Origin of the sequence: Isoptericola halotolerans (genome assembly GCF_045689585.1) — a bacterium.
GTDB lineage: Bacteria > Actinomycetota > Actinomycetes > Actinomycetales > Cellulomonadaceae > Isoptericola > Isoptericola halotolerans_B.
Genome location: NZ_CP140108.1, coordinates 2,065,071 through 2,080,373 on the forward strand (window position 1 = coordinate 2,065,071; position 15,303 = coordinate 2,080,373).

The window sequence follows — 15,303 nt, forward strand, 5'->3', positions numbered from 1 at the left end:
GCTCAGGCCTGGTCGAGGTGCTTGCGCAGGAACGCCAGGGTGGGCGCGAACCGGTAGTGCTGGCCACCTTCGTGCCCGTTGTACGGGTAGACGTCGATCTGCTTGTCCGCAGCGCCCCACGCGTTGTACGCGGCGTAGACCGTCGAGGGCGGGCAGACGTCGTCCATGAGTGCGACCGAGAACAGCCCGGCGGCGTGCGCCCGGCGCGCGAACGACACACCGTCCAGGTAGGACAGCGTGCGCCACACCGCGTCCTCGTGCTCGCGGTGCACGGACAGGTACTGCGTGATCTCGCCGTACGGGAAGGCGTCGGTGACCCGGACCGCCCGCCGGAAGTGGCTGAGGAACGGCACGTTCGGGGCCGCGGCGGCGACGTCCGGGAGCAGCCCCGCCACGGCGGTCGCGATGCCGCCGCCCTGGCTCGTCCCGGCGACCGCGACCCGGGCCGGGTCGATCCCGTCGACCCGCCGGACGGCGTCGACGGCGCGCACCCCGTCCGTGAAGACCCGGCGGTAGTAGTGCTCGGCCGGGTCGAGGATGCCGCGGGTCAGGAAGCCGGGGGACGCGGGGGCGTGCCCCACCGGGTCGGGGGTGTCCCCGCCCGAGCCCCAGACGGAACCCTGGCCCCGGGTGTCCATCACCAGGTGGGCGAACCCTGCCGCCGCGAGACCGAGCTGCTCGTGCGGCAGCCCCCGCCCGCCGCCGTAGCCGACGAACTCGACGACGGCCGGCAGCGGGCCGTCCGTGCGTGCCGGGCGGACGAGCCACGCCTTGATCGGGTGGCCGCCGAACCCCGGGAACGTGACGTCGTCGACGGTGAGCTCGGTCAGCCCGCTGTCGATCCGCTCCACGCGTACCTCGCCGCCGTGGCCGCGGGCCTCCGCCACCGTGCCGGACCAGAACGTGTCGAAGTCGGCGGGTTCGTCGATCTCGGGCGTGTACTGCTCGAGCTCGGCCAGGGGCAGGTCGAACTGGGCCATGCAGATCTCCTTCGGGCGGCTGCGGACGTCGGCGTCGGTCCGAGGCTAGCTCGCCACTACGCTGTTGCGGTGGCTCATCTCCTCGGTGCGGACGGCATCTCCCTGACCATCGGTACCCGCACCCTGCTCGACGGCGTCTCCCTCGGGCTGGACGACGGCGACCGCATCGGCGTCGTCGGCCCCAACGGCGCCGGCAAGTCCACCCTCCTGCGGCTGCTCGCGGGGACCGCGACGCCCGACGGCGGACGGGTCACCCGGGTGGGCGGCTCCCGCCTGGGGATGCTCGACCAGCGTGACGACGCCCGGCCCGGTGCCACGGTGCTGGACCTCGTGCACGGTGACGACGCCACGCACGAGTGGGCGTCGGACTCCCGCATCCGCGCCGTGCACGCCGGGCTGCTCGCGGACCTCGACCTGGACCAGCCGGTGTCGACCCTCTCCGGCGGGCAGCGTCGCCGGGCGGCGCTGGCCGCGCTGCTGGTCACCGACCCCGACGTGCTGCTGCTCGACGAGCCCACGAACCACCTCGACGTCGAGGGGGTGGCCTGGCTGGCCGAGCACCTGCGCGACCGGTACGGACGTCCCGGAGCGACCGGTGCACTGGTCGTCGTGACGCACGACCGGTGGTTCCTCGACGCCGTCTGCTCGCGCATGTGGGAGGTGCGCGGCGACGGGACCGGCGCCGTCGACGGCTACGAGGGCGGGTACGCCGCCTACATCCTCGCGCGTGCCGAGCGGTCCCGGCAGGCGGCCGCCGCCGCCGAGAAGCGCAACAACCTGCTGCGCAAGGAGCTCGCCTGGCTCAAGCGCGGTGCTCCCGCCCGGACGTCCAAGCCGAAGTTCCGGCTCGACGCCGCCGCCGCGCTCATCGATGACGAGCCGCCGCCGCGCGACACGCTCGAGCTCACCCAGATGGCCACCAAGCGGCTCGGCAAGGACGTGCTCGACCTCGAGGACGTCACCGTCACCGTCCCGCAGCCGGACGGCGGCGAACGCACCCTGCTCGACGACGTCACCTGGCGGCTCGGGCCCGGCGACCGTTACGGGCTGGTGGGCGTCAACGGCGCCGGCAAGACGACGGTGCTCGCCCTCCTCGCCGGCCGGCGGGAGCCCGACGGCGGGCACGTGCGTCGCGGCAGGACGGTCGAGGTCGCCGAGCTCACCCAGGAGGTGACCGAGCTCGACGAGGTCGGTGACCGGACGGCCGTGCAGGTGGTGGACGCCGAGAAGCGGACCGTCGTCGTCGACGGCAAGGAGATGACGGCGGGCCAGCTCACCGAGCGGCTCGGCTTCACGCGCGAGCGGGCGCACACGCCGGTGCGCGACCTGTCCGGCGGGGAGCGCCGCCGGCTGCAGCTCCTGCGGCTGCTGGTCTCCGAGCCGAACGTGCTGCTGCTCGACGAGCCCACCAACGACCTGGACACGGACACCCTCGCCGCAGTGGAGGACCTGCTCGACGGCTGGCCCGGCACCCTCATCGTGGTCTCCCACGACCGGTACCTGCTGGAGCGGGTGTGCGACCGGCAGTGGGCGCTGCTCGGCGACGGGACGCTGCGGGACCTGCCCGGGGGAGTGGAGCAGTACCTGTCCTTGCGCCGTGCTGCTGCCGGCCCTGGTCCGGAGGGATCCCCCACCCCCGCCTCGGCGGGCAGCGCGGCGCCGTCGGGTGACGGAGCGGGGAAGGTGTCGGCGGCGGAGCAGCGGCAGGCGAAGAAGGCTGTCCAGCGGCTGGAGAAGCGCCTGACCCGGCTGGCGGAGGAGGAGGCGCGGCTGCACGACCAGATGGCGGCCGACCCGACCGACTTCGAGGCGACGGCGAAGCTCGACGCTCGGCTGCGGGCCCTGCTCGCCGAGAAGGACGAGGTCGAGATGGAGTGGCTGGAGGCCGCCGAGCTCGCCGAGTGACCCTCTGTTCTCGCTGTGGGTGCACGACACGCCGTCGGCCAGTTGAGGCCGGCGGCGTGTCGTGCACCCACAGCGGTGGAGACGGCGCCGGGACGCCGTCGTCCCCGGTCACGGCACTGTGTAGCCCGCCGCGCGGAACAGCTCGTACCACTCGGCACGGGTGAGCGGGACGTCCGATCCCTGCGCCGCACCGGCGACGCGCTCCGGCGTCGTCGTACCGAGCACCACCTGCATGCCGGCGGGGTGGCGCGTGATCCAGGCCGTCGCGATCGCGATGGCGGGCACGTCGTACGTCGCGGCCAGCCGGTCGATGACGGCGTTCAGCTCCGGGTAGTCCTCGTGGCCCAGGAACACGCCGGTGAAGAACCCGGCCTGGAACGGTGACCAGGCCTGGACGGTGATGTCGTGCAGGCGGCAGTAGTCGAGGATGCCGCCGTCGCGCTCGGTCGACTGGTCCAGGCCCGCCATGTTGGCCGCCACGCCCTGCGCGACGATCGGCGCGTGCGTGACCGACAGCTGGAGCTGGTTCGCCACGAGCGGCTGGCGCACCGACTTCTTGAGCAGCTCGATCTGGCCCGGCGTGTGGTTGGAGACGCCGAAGGCGCGCACCTTGCCGGACGACTCCAGGTGGTCGAAGGCCCGAGCCACCTCGTCGGGCTCCACCAGCGCGTCGGGACGGTGCAGCAGCAGGACGTCCAGGTAGTCCGTGTCCAGCGCCCGGAGGGACCCCTCGACCGACTCCACCAGGTGGTCGTACGAGTAGTCGAAGTACGGGCCGTCCGGCACGATCCCGGCCTTCGACTGGATGGTCAGCTCCGCGCGCTGCGACGGCGTGAGCTGCATGGCTTCGGCGAACCGGCGCTCGCAGCCGTGCAGCTCCGCGCCGTACACGTCGGCGTGGTCGATGAAGTCGATGCCGGCGTCGCGGGCGGTGCGCACGAGCTCGCGGACGGCGTCGTCGTCCATCTGCGCGATGCGCATGAGTCCGAGGACGACGTTGGGAACCTGGCGCCCGGTGAGGCCCAGGGGGACGGTCTTCATGGGGTTCTCCTCGGTCTTTCGGCGGTCAGGAGGCCGAGAGCTCGGCGAGCTCGTCGGCGGTCAGCTCGAGCTCCGCGGAACGGGCCGAGTCCGCGATGCTCGCAGGACGCGACGCACCCGGGATGGGGACGACGACGGGGGCGAGCGCGAGCTCCCAGGCGAGCGTGACCTGCTGCGGGCTCACGCCGTGGCGCTCCGCGACACGGCCGAAGGCGCCGTGCGCGGAGCCCAGCTCGGCGGCCCGGGCGATGCCGCCGAGGGGGGACCAGGGCAGGAACGCGACGCCGATCTCGGCGCAGTGCCGCAGCTCGTCGAGGCTGGAGCGGAACCTGGGGGAGAACTGGTTCTGCACCGAGGCGAGCCGTCCGCCCAGGACCTCGTTCGCCTCGTCGATCTGGTCGACGTCCGCGTTGGAGATGCCGGCCTGCTGGATGACGCCCTCGTCGAGCAGCTCGACGAGGGCGCCGATCGAGTCGGCGTACGGTACGGACGGGTCGGGGCGGTGGAACTGGTAGAGACCGATCGCCTCGACGCCGAGCCGCTGCGCGGACGCCTTGGCTGCCTGCTTGAGGTGCTCGGGGCGCCCGTCCTGGGTCCAGGTGCCGTCGCCGGGGCGCAGGTGACCGCCCTTGGTCGCGACGAGCACCTGAGACGCGTCACCTCCCCAGCCGCGCAGGGCGCGGGCGACCAGCTCCTCGTTGTGGCCCACCTCGGCGGCGTCGCGGTGGTAGGCGTCGGCGGTGTCGATCAGCGTGACACCGGCGTCGAGCGCGGCGTGGACGGTGGCGACGGAGCGTGCCTCGTCGGGGCGTCCCTCGATGGACATCGGCATGCCGCCGAGGCCGATCGCGCTGACGCTGCGGTTTCCGATGGTGCGGAGTTCCACGGTTCTCCCTCGTGACGACGGTGGTGTGCGTTCGACGATAGGGAGGCGCATGATGAGAAGTCCAACGACTGAGACTCATGAGATTCAGAACCAGGAGTGATCGATGGAGCTGCGGCAGATGGAGTACGTGGTCGCGGTGGCCGACGAAGGCCACTTCACCCGGGCGGCAGCCCTGTGCGGCGTGAGCCAGTCGGGGCTGTCCGCCGCGATCCGGTCCCTGGAGAACGAGCTCGGCGCGCCGCTCTTCCTGCGCACGACACGCCGGGTGAGCCTCACCGACGCCGGACGTGCGCTCGTGCCGTTCGCCCGCCGGATGCTGGCGCAGGCTTCCGCCGGCCGGGACGCCGTCGTCCGGGCGAGCCAGCAGCTCTCCGGGCGCCTCCGGGTGGGGTCCGAGCAGTGCCTCGGCGTGGTCGACGTCGGTCCGCTGCTGGAACGCTTCCAGCTCCGCTACCCGCTCGTCGACATCCAGTTCGCGCAGGCCGGCTCGCACGAGCTCGCCGCCCAGCTGCGCGCGGGCGACCTCGACATCGCGTTCGTCGCGACGACGGAGCACCTGGGCACTCTGCGGCGCCTCGAGCTGGGCCGGCGCCCCGTCGTGGTGCTCGCCCACCCCACCGACGTGCTCGCGGGCTCCACGGAGGTCTCGTGGGAGGACCTCGCGAGCCGCGACTTCGTCGACTTCCGCGCGCCGTGGGGAATCCGGCACCTCGTCGACGGTGCGTTCACCGACCGGCATCTCGACCGGCGGGTCCGGATGAGCGTGGACGACGTCCACACCCTGCTGGACTTCGTGCAGCGCGGGCTCGGGATCGCCGTCGTGCCGCAGCACGTCGCCGGCAAGCCGCAGGCCGCCGGGCTGGCCGTGCTGGAGCTGCCTGCCGAGGGGCGCCCCGAGTGGGTGGTCTCCGCGGTCTCGTCCGCCGGGGCCGAGCCCACCGCCGGTCGGCTCCTCGACCTGCTGGGCGAGGCGAACCTCGAGGTCGCCCGCGGCTGAGAACGCCTCAGCGGGCGGAGGTCGGACGCGCCGCTACCCACAGCGCCGCCGTCATCGCGACCAGCAGGGCGACGACCCCCAGCAGCGGTGCGGTCCACCCGCCGCTCGACTCGTGCACGGCGCCGAGCACGGTCGGCACGGCGGCCCCGCAGGCGTACCCGCCGGTCTGCACGACCGCCGAGGTGCGACGGGCCGCGGCCACCGACGGCGACCGCCGGGCGATCAGCGTGAAGATCACCGTGAAGATGCCGCCCTGGGCCGCTCCGGCCAGGCAGACGCCGACCCACCAGGCCTGCGGGGCGAGCAGCAGGGCTGCCGGGAGGGTGAGCCAGAAGGCGCACAGCACGGTGGCGACCGTGCGCTCGGACAACCGTCCGGCGAGGCCGAGCGGCACGAGGAACGCCCCGGCGACCGCCGCGAGCTGGAACGGCGCGGCAGCGCCGCCCGCGGCCGCCGCCTCGAACCCGATCCGGTCCGCCAGGATCGTCGGCAACCACGTGGACATCGCGTAGTACCCGGAGGTCTGCCCGGCGAAGGCGATCATGAGCAGCACCGCCAGGCCGCGCTGCACGGGCGGCGGTCCTGCCGTTGCGGGGTCACCAGGGCGTGGCGTGTGCACACCGGCGTGTCGGCGCGCGAGCGAACGTCCGGCGGGGACCCACGCGATCAGTGCGACGACCGCCAGGACGGCCCAGCCGGCCAGCGCCCACTGCCACCCGAAGGCCACGGCCAGCGGCACGGTGCAGAGCGTGGTCACCGTGGAACCGGCGTTCATCGTGGCGGTGTAGGCGCCGGTCACCCCGGCGGCCCGGCGACGGAAGTCGCGGGTGATCACCACGGGCACGGCGACGTTGCCGACGGTGATGCCGGCGCCGAGCACCGCGGTGCCGACCAGGGCGGTGCCGATCGACCCGCTCGATCGCAGCAGGGTCCCGCCGACGATGGCCAGCAGCCCGAGCGCGATCGCCCGTTCGGGACCCCAGCGTCCGACGAGGACGGCCGCCCCGGGGGTGCACAGGGCGAAGGTCAGCACGGGGATCGAGGTCAGCAGGCCGACCCCGGCAGAGGTCAGCCCCAGTCCGGCGGCGACCTCGTCGGCCACGGGGGCGAGCGCGGTCAGCGGCGCGCGCAGGTTGACCGCTACGAGCAGCAGCGCGGCCAGCGCCAGGCCACCGGCGCCGGCGGCCAGCGCCGGACCCGGTCGTGCGCCGTCGTCGTCCCCTTGACCGCTGCTCGTGGCGCTCACTCGTCGAACTGCGCACCGAGGGCGCGCAGAAGACCGGCCAGGCGGGGACGTTCGGTCATCGGAAGGGCGTCCAGCACGCGGGCCTCGACGTCGAGCAGGTCGCTCATCGCGGCATCGACGCGGCGGCGACCGGACGCCGTGAGCTGGACGAGCACCCCGCGGCGGTCGTCGGGCGAGCGATGCCGCTCGACGAGTCCGCGGCGTTCGAGCCGGTCGATCCGGTTGGTCATGGTGCCGCTCGTGACGAGGGTCTGGGCCACGAGCGTGCCGGGGGAGAGCCGGTAGGGGGCGCCCGAGCGGCGCAGCGCGGACAGGACGTCGAACTCCCAGGTCTCGAGGTCGTGGCCGGCGAAGGCGCCGCGGCGGGCGCGGTCGAGATGGCGCGCCAGGCGGCTGATGCGGGAGAAGACGGTGAGCGGCTCGACGTCCAGGTCGGGTCGCTCCCGCTGCCACGCGTCGACGATCCGGTCGACCTCGTCCCCCCGCTGCGTGCTGTCCATCCGTCCAGGGTAACGCGGGTCTCTCGACGTCAAGACTCTTGATGCAACCGAACGCTGTGGGTGCACGACTCGCCGTCGCGACATACCGACGAACGGCGCGTCGTCCACCCACAGCGGCGAGGGCGGAAGGAGCTAACGGCGGCGCCGGGCGGCACGGACACGATCGACGACGCGCCCGAGATCGCGCAGGTCGTCGCCCACGACGACGATCACCACCCAGCCGAGCTCTTCCAGCCGTCGCCGGGCGCGGACGTCCTCACGCCACTGAGCCCGGTCGGTGCGGTGCTGGTCGCCGTCGTACTCGATGATGATCCGCTCGGCGGGATAGACCAGGTCGACGCGCTTGACGTAGCGGCCCTCAGGGTCGGTGACGACCTCGTTCACCCGCGGGCACGGCAGACCGCCGGCCACGAGGCCGAGCCGCGTCACGGTCTCCGGGCTGGAGTCGGTGCCCGGCCGCATCCGCGGGATCTGCTCGCGCACCTGGGCGATGCCCTTGACCTTCCGCGTCCTCTCGGCGAGGTCGGTCAGGCCTGCGACGGTGGTGAGCGAACGCTCCCGGCGCATCATCGCGTCACCGAGGACGACGACGTCGTCGGGGCGGCGCAGCCCGACGCCGACGTGCACGAACGTCTGGGCTGCCGTCGTCACGAGCAGTCCCTCGTGCTCGACGACCTCCAGGTACGGCTGCCGTGAGCGGTGCGCGACCACGCCGTCGTACCGGGGCCGGTCCTCCTGCCTGGCGGTGACCACATGGACGGCGTCGTCGTGCTCCAGCGTCCAGGGTCGTTCGACGCCGAGCAGGTCGAGCGCCGTCGTGTGCGAGAACGCCACGCCGGGGCCGAGGCGTTCGGCGAGGGCGCGGCAGGTCTCGGCCAGGGTCTGCGGCGCCGCGGCGGACCGGACCCCGCGGAACGGGGTCGCCAGCCGCGAGGAGCGGAGCCGGTGGCGCGGCACGCCGCGACGGACGGCGTCGGACACCCGGAACGGTCGGTCGAGGGGGAGGCGTCGGTCGAGCGGTGGGCGAGGCATGGGCACACGGTGCCCGGGGGGCCGGCGTGGCGGGGAGTGCCGACCAAGCATCTGTGGACAACTCCGCCACCCGTCGCCTGTGGGTGGACGACACGCCGTGGCGGCGACCGGTCAGACGGCGCGTCGTGCACCCACAGCGATGGGGTCAGCTGTCGATGAGGCCGGGCTTGCGCTCCATGCCTGCCAGACCGTTCCAGGCCAGGTTCACCAGGTGCGCGGCGACGTCGGACTTCTTCGGCCGGCGCGCGTCCAGCCAGTACTGACCGGTGAGCGCCACCATGCCGACCAGCATCTGCGCGTAGAGCGGCGCGATCCGGGGATCCAGCCCGTTGCCCTTGAACTGGTCCGCGAGGATGTGCTCGACCTGCGCCGCGACGTCGCCGATCAGCGAGGAGAACGTGCCGGTCGCCTGGGCCACGGGAGAGTCGCGCACCAGGATGCGGAACCCGTCCTCGGACGCCTCGATGTAGCCGAGCAGCGCCAGCGCGGTGCGCTCCACCATGAGCTTGGGGTGCCCGCCCTCGGCCAGGGCGCCCGTCAGCGCGGAGGTCAGGGCCTGCACCTCGCGGTCGACGATGACGGCGTAGATACCCTCCTTGCCGCCGAAGTGCTCGTAGACCACGGGCTTGGAGACCTCGGCGGTGGCGGCGATCTCCTCGACGCTGGTGCCCTCGAACCCCTTGGCGGCGAACAGGCCCCGGCTCACCGCGAGGAGCTGCTCCCGGCGCTGGCTCGCGGTCATCCGGGCACGCGGGACACGCTTGGACGCGCGGGAGTCGGCAGGCATGAGTCCATCATGCCTGCTCCGGGCCGCCCACCGTGTGGTCCGCGCCACGCCGGCCCCTCGTCCGGTTCGCCCGGATGTGCGCGGGGCACCCCGGGCGACCTGGCAGACTGGGGCACGGACGCGCGACGGCGGTGCGCAGCAGGTGGGCGGTACCGCGTGCTGCGGGGAGCATCCCGGGCCGCCGTGGCGCACCGATCCGCCTTGGTGTAATCGGCAGCACACGGGTTTTTGGTGCCCATGGTCCAGGTTCGAGCCCTGGGGGCGGAGCGCTCGCGACACCCCGACAGAGACGGAGCACCGGTGGTTCCCACGGCCCCCCAGGTCAACCAGGACGCAGCTCACGGTCCGACGCCCGCACCGGACGACCTGCCGCGACCTGCCGCCGTCGTCGTCCTCGCCGCCGGGCAGGGCACCCGCATGAGGTCCGCGACGCCCAAGGTGCTGCACGCCCTCGGCGGTCGCTCGATGCTCGGGCACGCGATGACCGCCGCGCGCGAGCTCGACCCGGCGCACCTCGCCGTCGTCGTCCGCCACGAGCGCGAGCAGGTCGCCGCCGCGGCGCGCGAGCTCGACGAGGCGGCAGTGGTCGTGGACCAGGACGAGATCCCCGGCACGGGACGCGCCGTCCAGTGCGCGCTCGACGCGCTCGACGCCAGGGCGCACGCCGCCGCGGCCGCCCGCCTCGCGGACGCGGGCGACGACGCCGAGAGCTCGCTCGGCGACGGGCTGCAGGGCTCCGTCGTGGTCCTCGCCGGTGACATCCCGCTGCTCGACGGCGCCGCGCTCGGCGAGCTGCTGGCCGCCCACCACGCCGACGGCAACGCCGTGACGGTCCTGACCACCGAGCTCGACGACGCCACCGGCTACGGTCGGATCGAGCGCGAGCAGGGCACCGGCGACGTCGTGGCCATCGTCGAGCACGCCGACGCCACGGCCGAGCAGCGCGAGATCCGCGAGATCAACTCCTCGGTCTACGTGTTCGACGCCGCGGTGCTGCGCCGCGGTCTCGGCGGTCTCGGCGACGACAACGCGCAGGGCGAGGTGTACCTGACCGACGTCATCGCCTCGGCCCGGGCCGAGGGCGGCGCCGTGCGTGCGCTGCTCAGCGACGACCCCATGCTCGTCGAGGGCGTCAACGACCGCCTCGCGCTGGCCACGTTGGGTGCCGAGCTCAACCGCCGCCTCCTGGCGGACTGGATGCGCGCCGGCGTGACCGTCGTCGACCCGGCCACCACGTGGGTGGACGCGGACGTCGAGCTCGCCCAGGACGTCACGCTGCTGCCCGGGACGCAGCTCCACGGGGCGACCCGCGTCGAGGCCGGCGCCACCGTCGGCCCGGACACCACGCTGACCGACGTCGAGGTCGGTGCGGACGCGACCGTCGTGCGCACCCACGGCTCCCTGGCCGTGATCGGGGCCGGGGCGAGCGTCGGGCCGTTCGCCTACCTGCGACCCAACACGGTGCTCGGTGCCCGCGGCAAGATCGGCACGTTCGTCGAGACGAAGAACAGCGAGATCGGCGAGGGCTCGAAGATCCCGCACCTGTCCTACGTCGGGGACGCGACCATCGGCGAGCAGAGCAACATCGGCGCGGCGTCCGTCACCGTCAACTACGACGGCGTGCACAAGCACCGCACGGTCATCGGCTCGCACGCCCGGACGGGCGCGGACAACATGTTCGTCGCCCCGGTGACGGTGGGTGACGGCGCGTACACGGCCGCCGGCAGCGTCATCACGCGTGACGTGCCGTCCGGCGCGCTCGGCGTCAGCCGCTCCCAGCAGAAGAACGTCGACGGCTGGGTCGAGCGCCGCCGTCCGGGGACCGCCGCCGCGGAGGCCGCCCTCCGGGCGCGCACCGAGGCGGGTGCCGACGGGCTCGGCGCGCAGGCGCAGCGCGAGCTGGCCGAGCACAATGCCCTCACCGGGGCCGCCCCGACGAACCGGCCCGGCGCCGCCGGGACGCCGGAGTCCTCCGAGTCCGCCTGACCGCCCGCCCCGAGCCTCGCACCGAAGGAAGCAACCCCCACATGAACACCTCGATCCCCGGTACCGGAGAGCGCAACCTCGTCCTCGCGGCGGGCAGGGCACATCCTGAGCTGGCCGAAGCCGTCGCCGACGAGCTCGGCATCGGCCTGCTGCCGGTCTCGGCGTACGACTTCGCGAACAGCGAGACGTACGTGCGCTTCGGCGAGTCGGTGCGTGGCGCGGACATCTTCCTGCTGCAGAGCCACACCGCTCCGGTCAACCAGTGGTTGATGGAGCACCTGCTCATGGTCGACGCCGCGAAGCGCGCGTCGGCGCGCACGGTGACCGCCGTGACGCCGTTCTACGGGTACGCCCGCCAGGACAAGAAGTCGCGGGGGCGTGAGCCGATCTCGGCGCGGCTCGTCGCCGACCTGCTGCGCACCGCGGGTGCGGACCGGATCATGAGCGTCGATCTCCACACCGCGCAGATCCAGGGGTTCTTCAACGGGCCGGTCGACCACCTGTGGGCGATGCCGCTGCTCACCGAGTACGTGCGCACCCGCGTCGACACCTCCAACGTGACGGTGGTGTCCCCGGACGCCGGTCGCATCCGCGTCGCCGAGCAGTGGGCCGAGAAGCTGGGCGGCGGCCCGCTGGCCTTCGTCCACAAGACCCGCGACGTCACCCGGCCCAACCAGGCCGTCGCGAACCGCGTCGTCGGCGACGTCGAGGGGCGCGAGTGCGTGCTCGTCGACGATCTGATCGACACCGGCGGCACGATCGCCGAGGCGGTCAAGGTGATCATGGACGCCGGGGCGAAGTCCGTCGTGGTGGCGGCGACGCACGGCGTGCTCTCCGACCCGGCGGGGCAGCGGCTCAGCGAGTGCGGCGCCTCGGAGGTCGTGGTCACCAACACGCTGCCGATCTCGGCGGAGAAGAGGTTCGACCGGCTGACCGTCCTGTCCATCGCGCCGCTCATCGGGCGGGCGATCCGTGAGGTGTTCGACGACGGGTCGGTCACCTCGCTGTTCGACGGCAACAGCTGAGACGCGCACGACAGGGCCGCGGCCCTCGCCGACTTCCCTCCGTCCCGTCCCTCCGGGTACAGTAGCCAGGTTGCCTCGGCGAGGGACGCCTGACGGGCGCCGGCTTTTCGCAAGAATCGCCCGCAGAGCAGGATCCGTCGGACTTCCGTGATCGACTGGGCGGCTGCCGGTAGGGCGCGCACCCGCGCCGACCGTGCGGCGCCCACGATCGCGTCCGTCACGTGTCCCACGCCGACGCAGCCGCCCGTCCGCGCCGGTTCCCCATCGCGGACAGCCGATGGCTCCCTCTGGTCGTCGGCACGCACAGACCTTTAGCAGGAGTGATCCACATGGCCGAGATCAAGCTCGCCGCCGAGGCCCGCACCGAGTTCGGCAAGGGGGCCGCCCGCCGCGCCCGCCGCGCCGGCAAGATCCCCGCCGTCCTCTACGGCCACGGCGCCGACCCGCTGCACATCAACCTGCCGGGCCACGAGACGATGCTCGCCGTCCGCCACACCAACGCGCTGATCGGCCTCGACGTCGACGGCGAGGGTTACCTGGCGGTCGTCAAGGACGTCCAGCGCCACCCCGTGCGCGCCGACATCGAGCACGTCGACCTGCTCCTGGTGAACAAGGGCGAGAAGATCGCCGTCGACATCACGGTGCACGTCGTGGGCGAGTCCGCCCCGGGTTCGATCCACCTGGTCGAGGAGCAGACGCTCTCCGTCGAGGCCGACGCCACGAACATCCCGGAGTACGTCGAGGTCTCCATCGAGGGCCGCGAGGCCGGCGACCACATCGTCGCGGGCGACGTCGAGCTGCCGGAGGGCGTCGAGCTCCTCACGGACGGCTCCTACACCGTCGTGACGATCACCGAGCCGCGCGGCGAGGAGTCCGCGGACGAGGAGTCGGCCGCGTCCGCCTCCCCGGAGAGCGGCTCGTCCCCCGCGTGACCCTCGTCTGACGAGGCAGCAGCACCCGAACGCCCGACGGCGGCCCCGCGCCGCCGTCGGGCGTTCTGCTTGCCGGGCTACAGTGCACCCGGCGGAAGGATGGAGAGCATGTCGGACACGCCCTGGCTCGTGATCGGGCTCGGCAACCCCGGACCGAAGTACGCCGGCAACCGGCACAACGTGGGTCAGATGGTGCTCGACCTGCTGGCCGGGCGGACCGGCAGCCGGTTCGCGAAGCACCCCCGGGCGCAGGCCGTGGTCGCCGAGGCCCGCCTCGGGACGCTGCCCGGCGGGGCCCCCGGACCGCGCGTGGTCCTGGCCAAGCCGACCACCTACATGAACACCTCCGGCGGACCCGTCTCGGCGCTGGCGCAGTACTACGGGATCGACGCCGACCACGTGCTGGCCGTCCACGACGAGGTGGACATCCCGTTCGACACCGTGAAGCTCAAGGCGAGCGGGGGAGAGGGCGGGCACAACGGCCTGCGCGACATCTCCAAGGCGTTGGGGACGCGCGACTACACCCGGGTCCGGGTCGGCGTCGGGCGCCCGCCGGGCCGGATGGACACGGCGGACCACGTGCTGCGGGACTTCTCGGCCACGGAGCGCAAGGACCTGCCGATGCTCGTCGACGACGCTGCCGACGCCGTCGAGATGGTCGTCACCGAGGGGCTCCTGGCCGCGCAGGGGAAGTACCACCCGAGAGCATGACGAGTGCCGCGAGCGCCAGTTTCACCCGCACCGGCGCTCGTCTTCACCCCCCGTCGCGGGCCTCATCCGGACGTCTCCTGCATACGCTGGTCGTCGGTCCGCGAGGGAGGACGCATGACGGAAGGTGTCGCGCTCGCGCACGACTATGCGACCCAGCGCGGCGGTGCCGAGCGGGTGGCGCTGCTGCTGGCCCAGGCGTTCCCGGGCTCGCCGATGTACACGACGCTGTACGACGCTGCGGGGACGTTCCCGGAGTTCGCCGGGCTCGAGCTGCGTACGTCCCGTCTTGACCGGGTGGGCGTACTGCGCCGGAACCACCGGCTGGCGCTGCCCGTGCTCTCGCGCGCGGTCGACGGGCAGCAGGTCGACGCCGACGTCCTGGTGGCCTCGTCCACGGGCTGGGCGCACGGCTACCGGGGTGCCCGTCGGACGGTCGTGTACTGCCACGCCCCGGCGCGCTGGCTCTACCAGCGGGACCGCTACCTGGGCCCCGCCGACGGGGGCGTGGCGCACCGGGCACGACGGGCCGTCGTCGCGGGCGGCCTCGCCACCGTCGCCCCCGGGCTGCGGCGCTGGGACGCGGCCGCCGCCGCGCGTGCGGACGTCTACCTCGCGAACTCCACCGTCACGCAGCGCGCCGTCCGCGAGGCCTACGGCATCGAGGCCGAGGTCGTGCCGCCACCGCCGGCGATGATGCCTGCCGGACCTGAACGCGAGGTGCCGGGAGTCGGCCCCGGCTTCCTCCTCTGCGTGGCACGGTTGCTGCCGTACAAGAACGTCGACGTCGTCATCGAGGCAGCGCAGGCCGCCGGCCGAGAGCTCGTCGTCGTCGGGGCGGGCCCGGACCGCGCCAGGCTCGCCGCCCTCGCCGCCCTCGCCGCCCGTGGCGGCCGTGGCCCGGCCAGGGCACACCTGCTCGGCCGGGTGGACGACGAGTCCCTGCGCTGGCTCTACCGAAACGCGGCCATGCTCGTGGCAGCCTCCCACGAGGACTACGGACTGTCGCCGCTCGAGGCGGGGGCGTTCGGGCACCCCAGCGTCGTGCTGCGAGACGGCGGCTACCTCGACACCGTCGTCGAGGGTGTCAACGGCGTGTTCTTCGACGCTCCTCGGAGCGACCTGGTGGCCGAGGCCGTCCAGGTGGCCGCGGACGTGCGCTGGGACGATTCTGGTCTGGCCGCTCATGTCGACCGCTTCTCGCTCCCGCGCTTCGTCGCGAGGATGCGGGCAGTCGTCGCCGAGCAGCGTGCTCTGGACGGTGCGGGCCGATGAGGC

At 73.3% G+C, this 15,303-nt stretch carries 14 protein-coding genes and 1 tRNA gene; 8 read left to right on the forward strand and 7 right to left on the reverse strand.

Going from position 1 to position 15,303, the window contains the following annotated elements; genetic code table 11:
• Positions 1–2 precede the first annotated feature (2 nt).
• Positions 3–980, reverse strand: a complete 978-nt coding sequence (locus UQW22_RS09595; RefSeq protein ID WP_407316514.1) for an acetylxylan esterase — start codon at positions 978–980, stop codon at positions 3–5.
• Between the two features lie 69 nt (positions 981–1,049).
• On the opposite strand from UQW22_RS09595, the gene UQW22_RS09600 reads away from it, so the two are divergent.
• Positions 1,050–2,885 (forward strand): ABC-F family ATP-binding cassette domain-containing protein, encoded by a 1,836-nt coding sequence (locus tag UQW22_RS09600; RefSeq protein ID WP_407316516.1) that lies wholly within the window; start codon positions 1,050–1,052, stop codon positions 2,883–2,885.
• Positions 2,886–2,993: 108 nt separating this feature from the next.
• Here the strand turns inward: UQW22_RS09600 and UQW22_RS09605 are convergent, their stop codons facing one another.
• Together UQW22_RS09605 and UQW22_RS09610 are read right to left on the reverse strand one after the other, a co-directional pair.
• Positions 2,994–3,926 carry an aldo/keto reductase family oxidoreductase gene (locus UQW22_RS09605; protein WP_407316518.1) on the reverse strand — a complete coding sequence of 311 codons (933 nt, stop codon included), beginning with the start codon at positions 3,924–3,926 and terminating at the stop codon, positions 2,994–2,996.
• Between the two features lie 25 nt (positions 3,927–3,951).
• Complete coding sequence (locus tag UQW22_RS09610; RefSeq protein WP_407316520.1) at positions 3,952–4,812, reverse strand: aldo/keto reductase; 861 nt, start codon at positions 4,810–4,812, stop codon at positions 3,952–3,954.
• Positions 4,813–4,915: 103 nt separating this feature from the next.
• Here UQW22_RS09610 and UQW22_RS09615 point away from each other — a divergent pair, with 103 nt between their 5' ends.
• Positions 4,916–5,809 carry a LysR family transcriptional regulator gene (locus UQW22_RS09615; protein WP_407316522.1) on the forward strand — a complete coding sequence of 298 codons (894 nt, stop codon included), beginning with the start codon at positions 4,916–4,918 and terminating at the stop codon, positions 5,807–5,809.
• 7 nt (positions 5,810–5,816) lie between these two features.
• Here the strand turns inward: UQW22_RS09615 and UQW22_RS09620 are convergent, their stop codons facing one another.
• The 4 genes from UQW22_RS09620 to UQW22_RS09635 form a co-directional block, all read right to left on the reverse strand.
• Positions 5,817–7,055, reverse strand: coding sequence for a CynX/NimT family MFS transporter (locus tag UQW22_RS09620; protein ID WP_407316524.1), 1,239 nt, complete (start codon positions 7,053–7,055; stop codon positions 5,817–5,819).
• The gene (locus UQW22_RS09625; RefSeq protein ID WP_407316526.1) at positions 7,052–7,555 is read right to left on the reverse strand and encodes a MarR family winged helix-turn-helix transcriptional regulator; all 504 of its coding nucleotides are present in this window, start codon (positions 7,553–7,555) and stop codon (positions 7,052–7,054) included. Before UQW22_RS09625 ends, UQW22_RS09620 begins: the two co-directional genes overlap by 4 nt.
• A 132-nt stretch (positions 7,556–7,687) precedes the next feature.
• Entirely contained in the window at positions 7,688–8,587 is a 900-nt protein-coding gene (locus UQW22_RS09630; RefSeq protein ID WP_407316528.1) for a DUF559 domain-containing protein, read from the reverse strand.
• A 145-nt stretch (positions 8,588–8,732) separates the two neighbouring features.
• Positions 8,733–9,329 (reverse strand): TetR/AcrR family transcriptional regulator, encoded by a 597-nt coding sequence (locus UQW22_RS09635; protein WP_407320768.1) that lies wholly within the window; start codon positions 9,327–9,329, stop codon positions 8,733–8,735.
• Between the two features lie 240 nt (positions 9,330–9,569).
• On the opposite strand from UQW22_RS09635, the gene UQW22_RS09640 reads away from it, so the two are divergent.
• The 6 genes from UQW22_RS09640 (at position 9,570) to UQW22_RS09665 (ending at position 15,300) form a co-directional block, all read left to right on the forward strand.
• Positions 9,570–9,641, forward strand: a tRNA-Gln gene (locus UQW22_RS09640).
• A 150-nt stretch (positions 9,642–9,791) separates the two neighbouring features.
• On the forward strand, positions 9,792–11,360 hold the full coding sequence (glmU, locus tag UQW22_RS09645; protein WP_407320769.1) for a bifunctional UDP-N-acetylglucosamine diphosphorylase/glucosamine-1-phosphate N-acetyltransferase GlmU: 1,569 nt from the start codon (positions 9,792–9,794) through the stop codon (positions 11,358–11,360).
• Between the two features lie 41 nt (positions 11,361–11,401).
• Complete coding sequence (locus tag UQW22_RS09650) at positions 11,402–12,385, forward strand: ribose-phosphate diphosphokinase (RefSeq protein ID WP_407316530.1); 984 nt, start codon at positions 11,402–11,404, stop codon at positions 12,383–12,385.
• A gap of 329 nt (positions 12,386–12,714) precedes the next feature.
• Positions 12,715–13,317 (forward strand): 50S ribosomal protein L25/general stress protein Ctc, encoded by a 603-nt coding sequence (locus UQW22_RS09655; protein WP_407316532.1) that lies wholly within the window; start codon positions 12,715–12,717, stop codon positions 13,315–13,317.
• Between the two features lie 108 nt (positions 13,318–13,425).
• Entirely contained in the window at positions 13,426–14,028 is a 603-nt protein-coding gene (gene pth / locus UQW22_RS09660) for an aminoacyl-tRNA hydrolase (protein ID WP_407316534.1), read from the forward strand.
• 114 nt (positions 14,029–14,142) lie between these two features.
• Positions 14,143–15,300: a glycosyltransferase gene (locus UQW22_RS09665; protein WP_407316536.1), complete on the forward strand. Its 1,158-nt coding sequence runs from the start codon at positions 14,143–14,145 to the stop codon at positions 15,298–15,300.
• Positions 15,301–15,303 lie beyond the last annotated feature (3 nt).

What these genes read in the sequence shown, in the direction of transcription:
- UQW22_RS09615 (WP_407316522.1), top strand. Translation starts at nt 4,916, where the DNA reads ATGGAGCTGCGGCAGATGGAGTACGTGGTCGCGGTGGCCGACGAAGGC.
- UQW22_RS09650 (WP_407316530.1), top strand. Translation starts at nt 11,402, where the DNA reads ATGAACACCTCGATCCCCGGTACCGGAGAGCGCAACCTCGTCCTCGCG.
- UQW22_RS09635 (WP_407320768.1), bottom strand. Translation starts at nt 9,329, where the DNA reads ATGACCGCGAGCCAGCGCCGGGAGCAGCTCCTCGCGGTGAGCCGGGGC.
- glmU (WP_407320769.1), top strand. Translation starts at nt 9,792, where the DNA reads ATGAGGTCCGCGACGCCCAAGGTGCTGCACGCCCTCGGCGGTCGCTCG.
- UQW22_RS09595 (WP_407316514.1), bottom strand. Translation starts at nt 980, where the DNA reads ATGGCCCAGTTCGACCTGCCCCTGGCCGAGCTCGAGCAGTACACGCCC.
- UQW22_RS09630 (WP_407316528.1), bottom strand. Translation starts at nt 8,587, where the DNA reads ATGCCTCGCCCACCGCTCGACCGACGCCTCCCCCTCGACCGACCGTTC.
- UQW22_RS09605 (WP_407316518.1), bottom strand. Translation starts at nt 3,926, where the DNA reads ATGAAGACCGTCCCCCTGGGCCTCACCGGGCGCCAGGTTCCCAACGTC.
- pth (WP_407316534.1), top strand. Translation starts at nt 13,426, where the DNA reads ATGTCGGACACGCCCTGGCTCGTGATCGGGCTCGGCAACCCCGGACCG.
- UQW22_RS09625 (WP_407316526.1), bottom strand. Translation starts at nt 7,555, where the DNA reads ATGGACAGCACGCAGCGGGGGGACGAGGTCGACCGGATCGTCGACGCG.
- UQW22_RS09655 (WP_407316532.1), top strand. Translation starts at nt 12,715, where the DNA reads ATGGCCGAGATCAAGCTCGCCGCCGAGGCCCGCACCGAGTTCGGCAAG.
- UQW22_RS09665 (WP_407316536.1), top strand. Translation starts at nt 14,143, where the DNA reads ATGACGGAAGGTGTCGCGCTCGCGCACGACTATGCGACCCAGCGCGGC.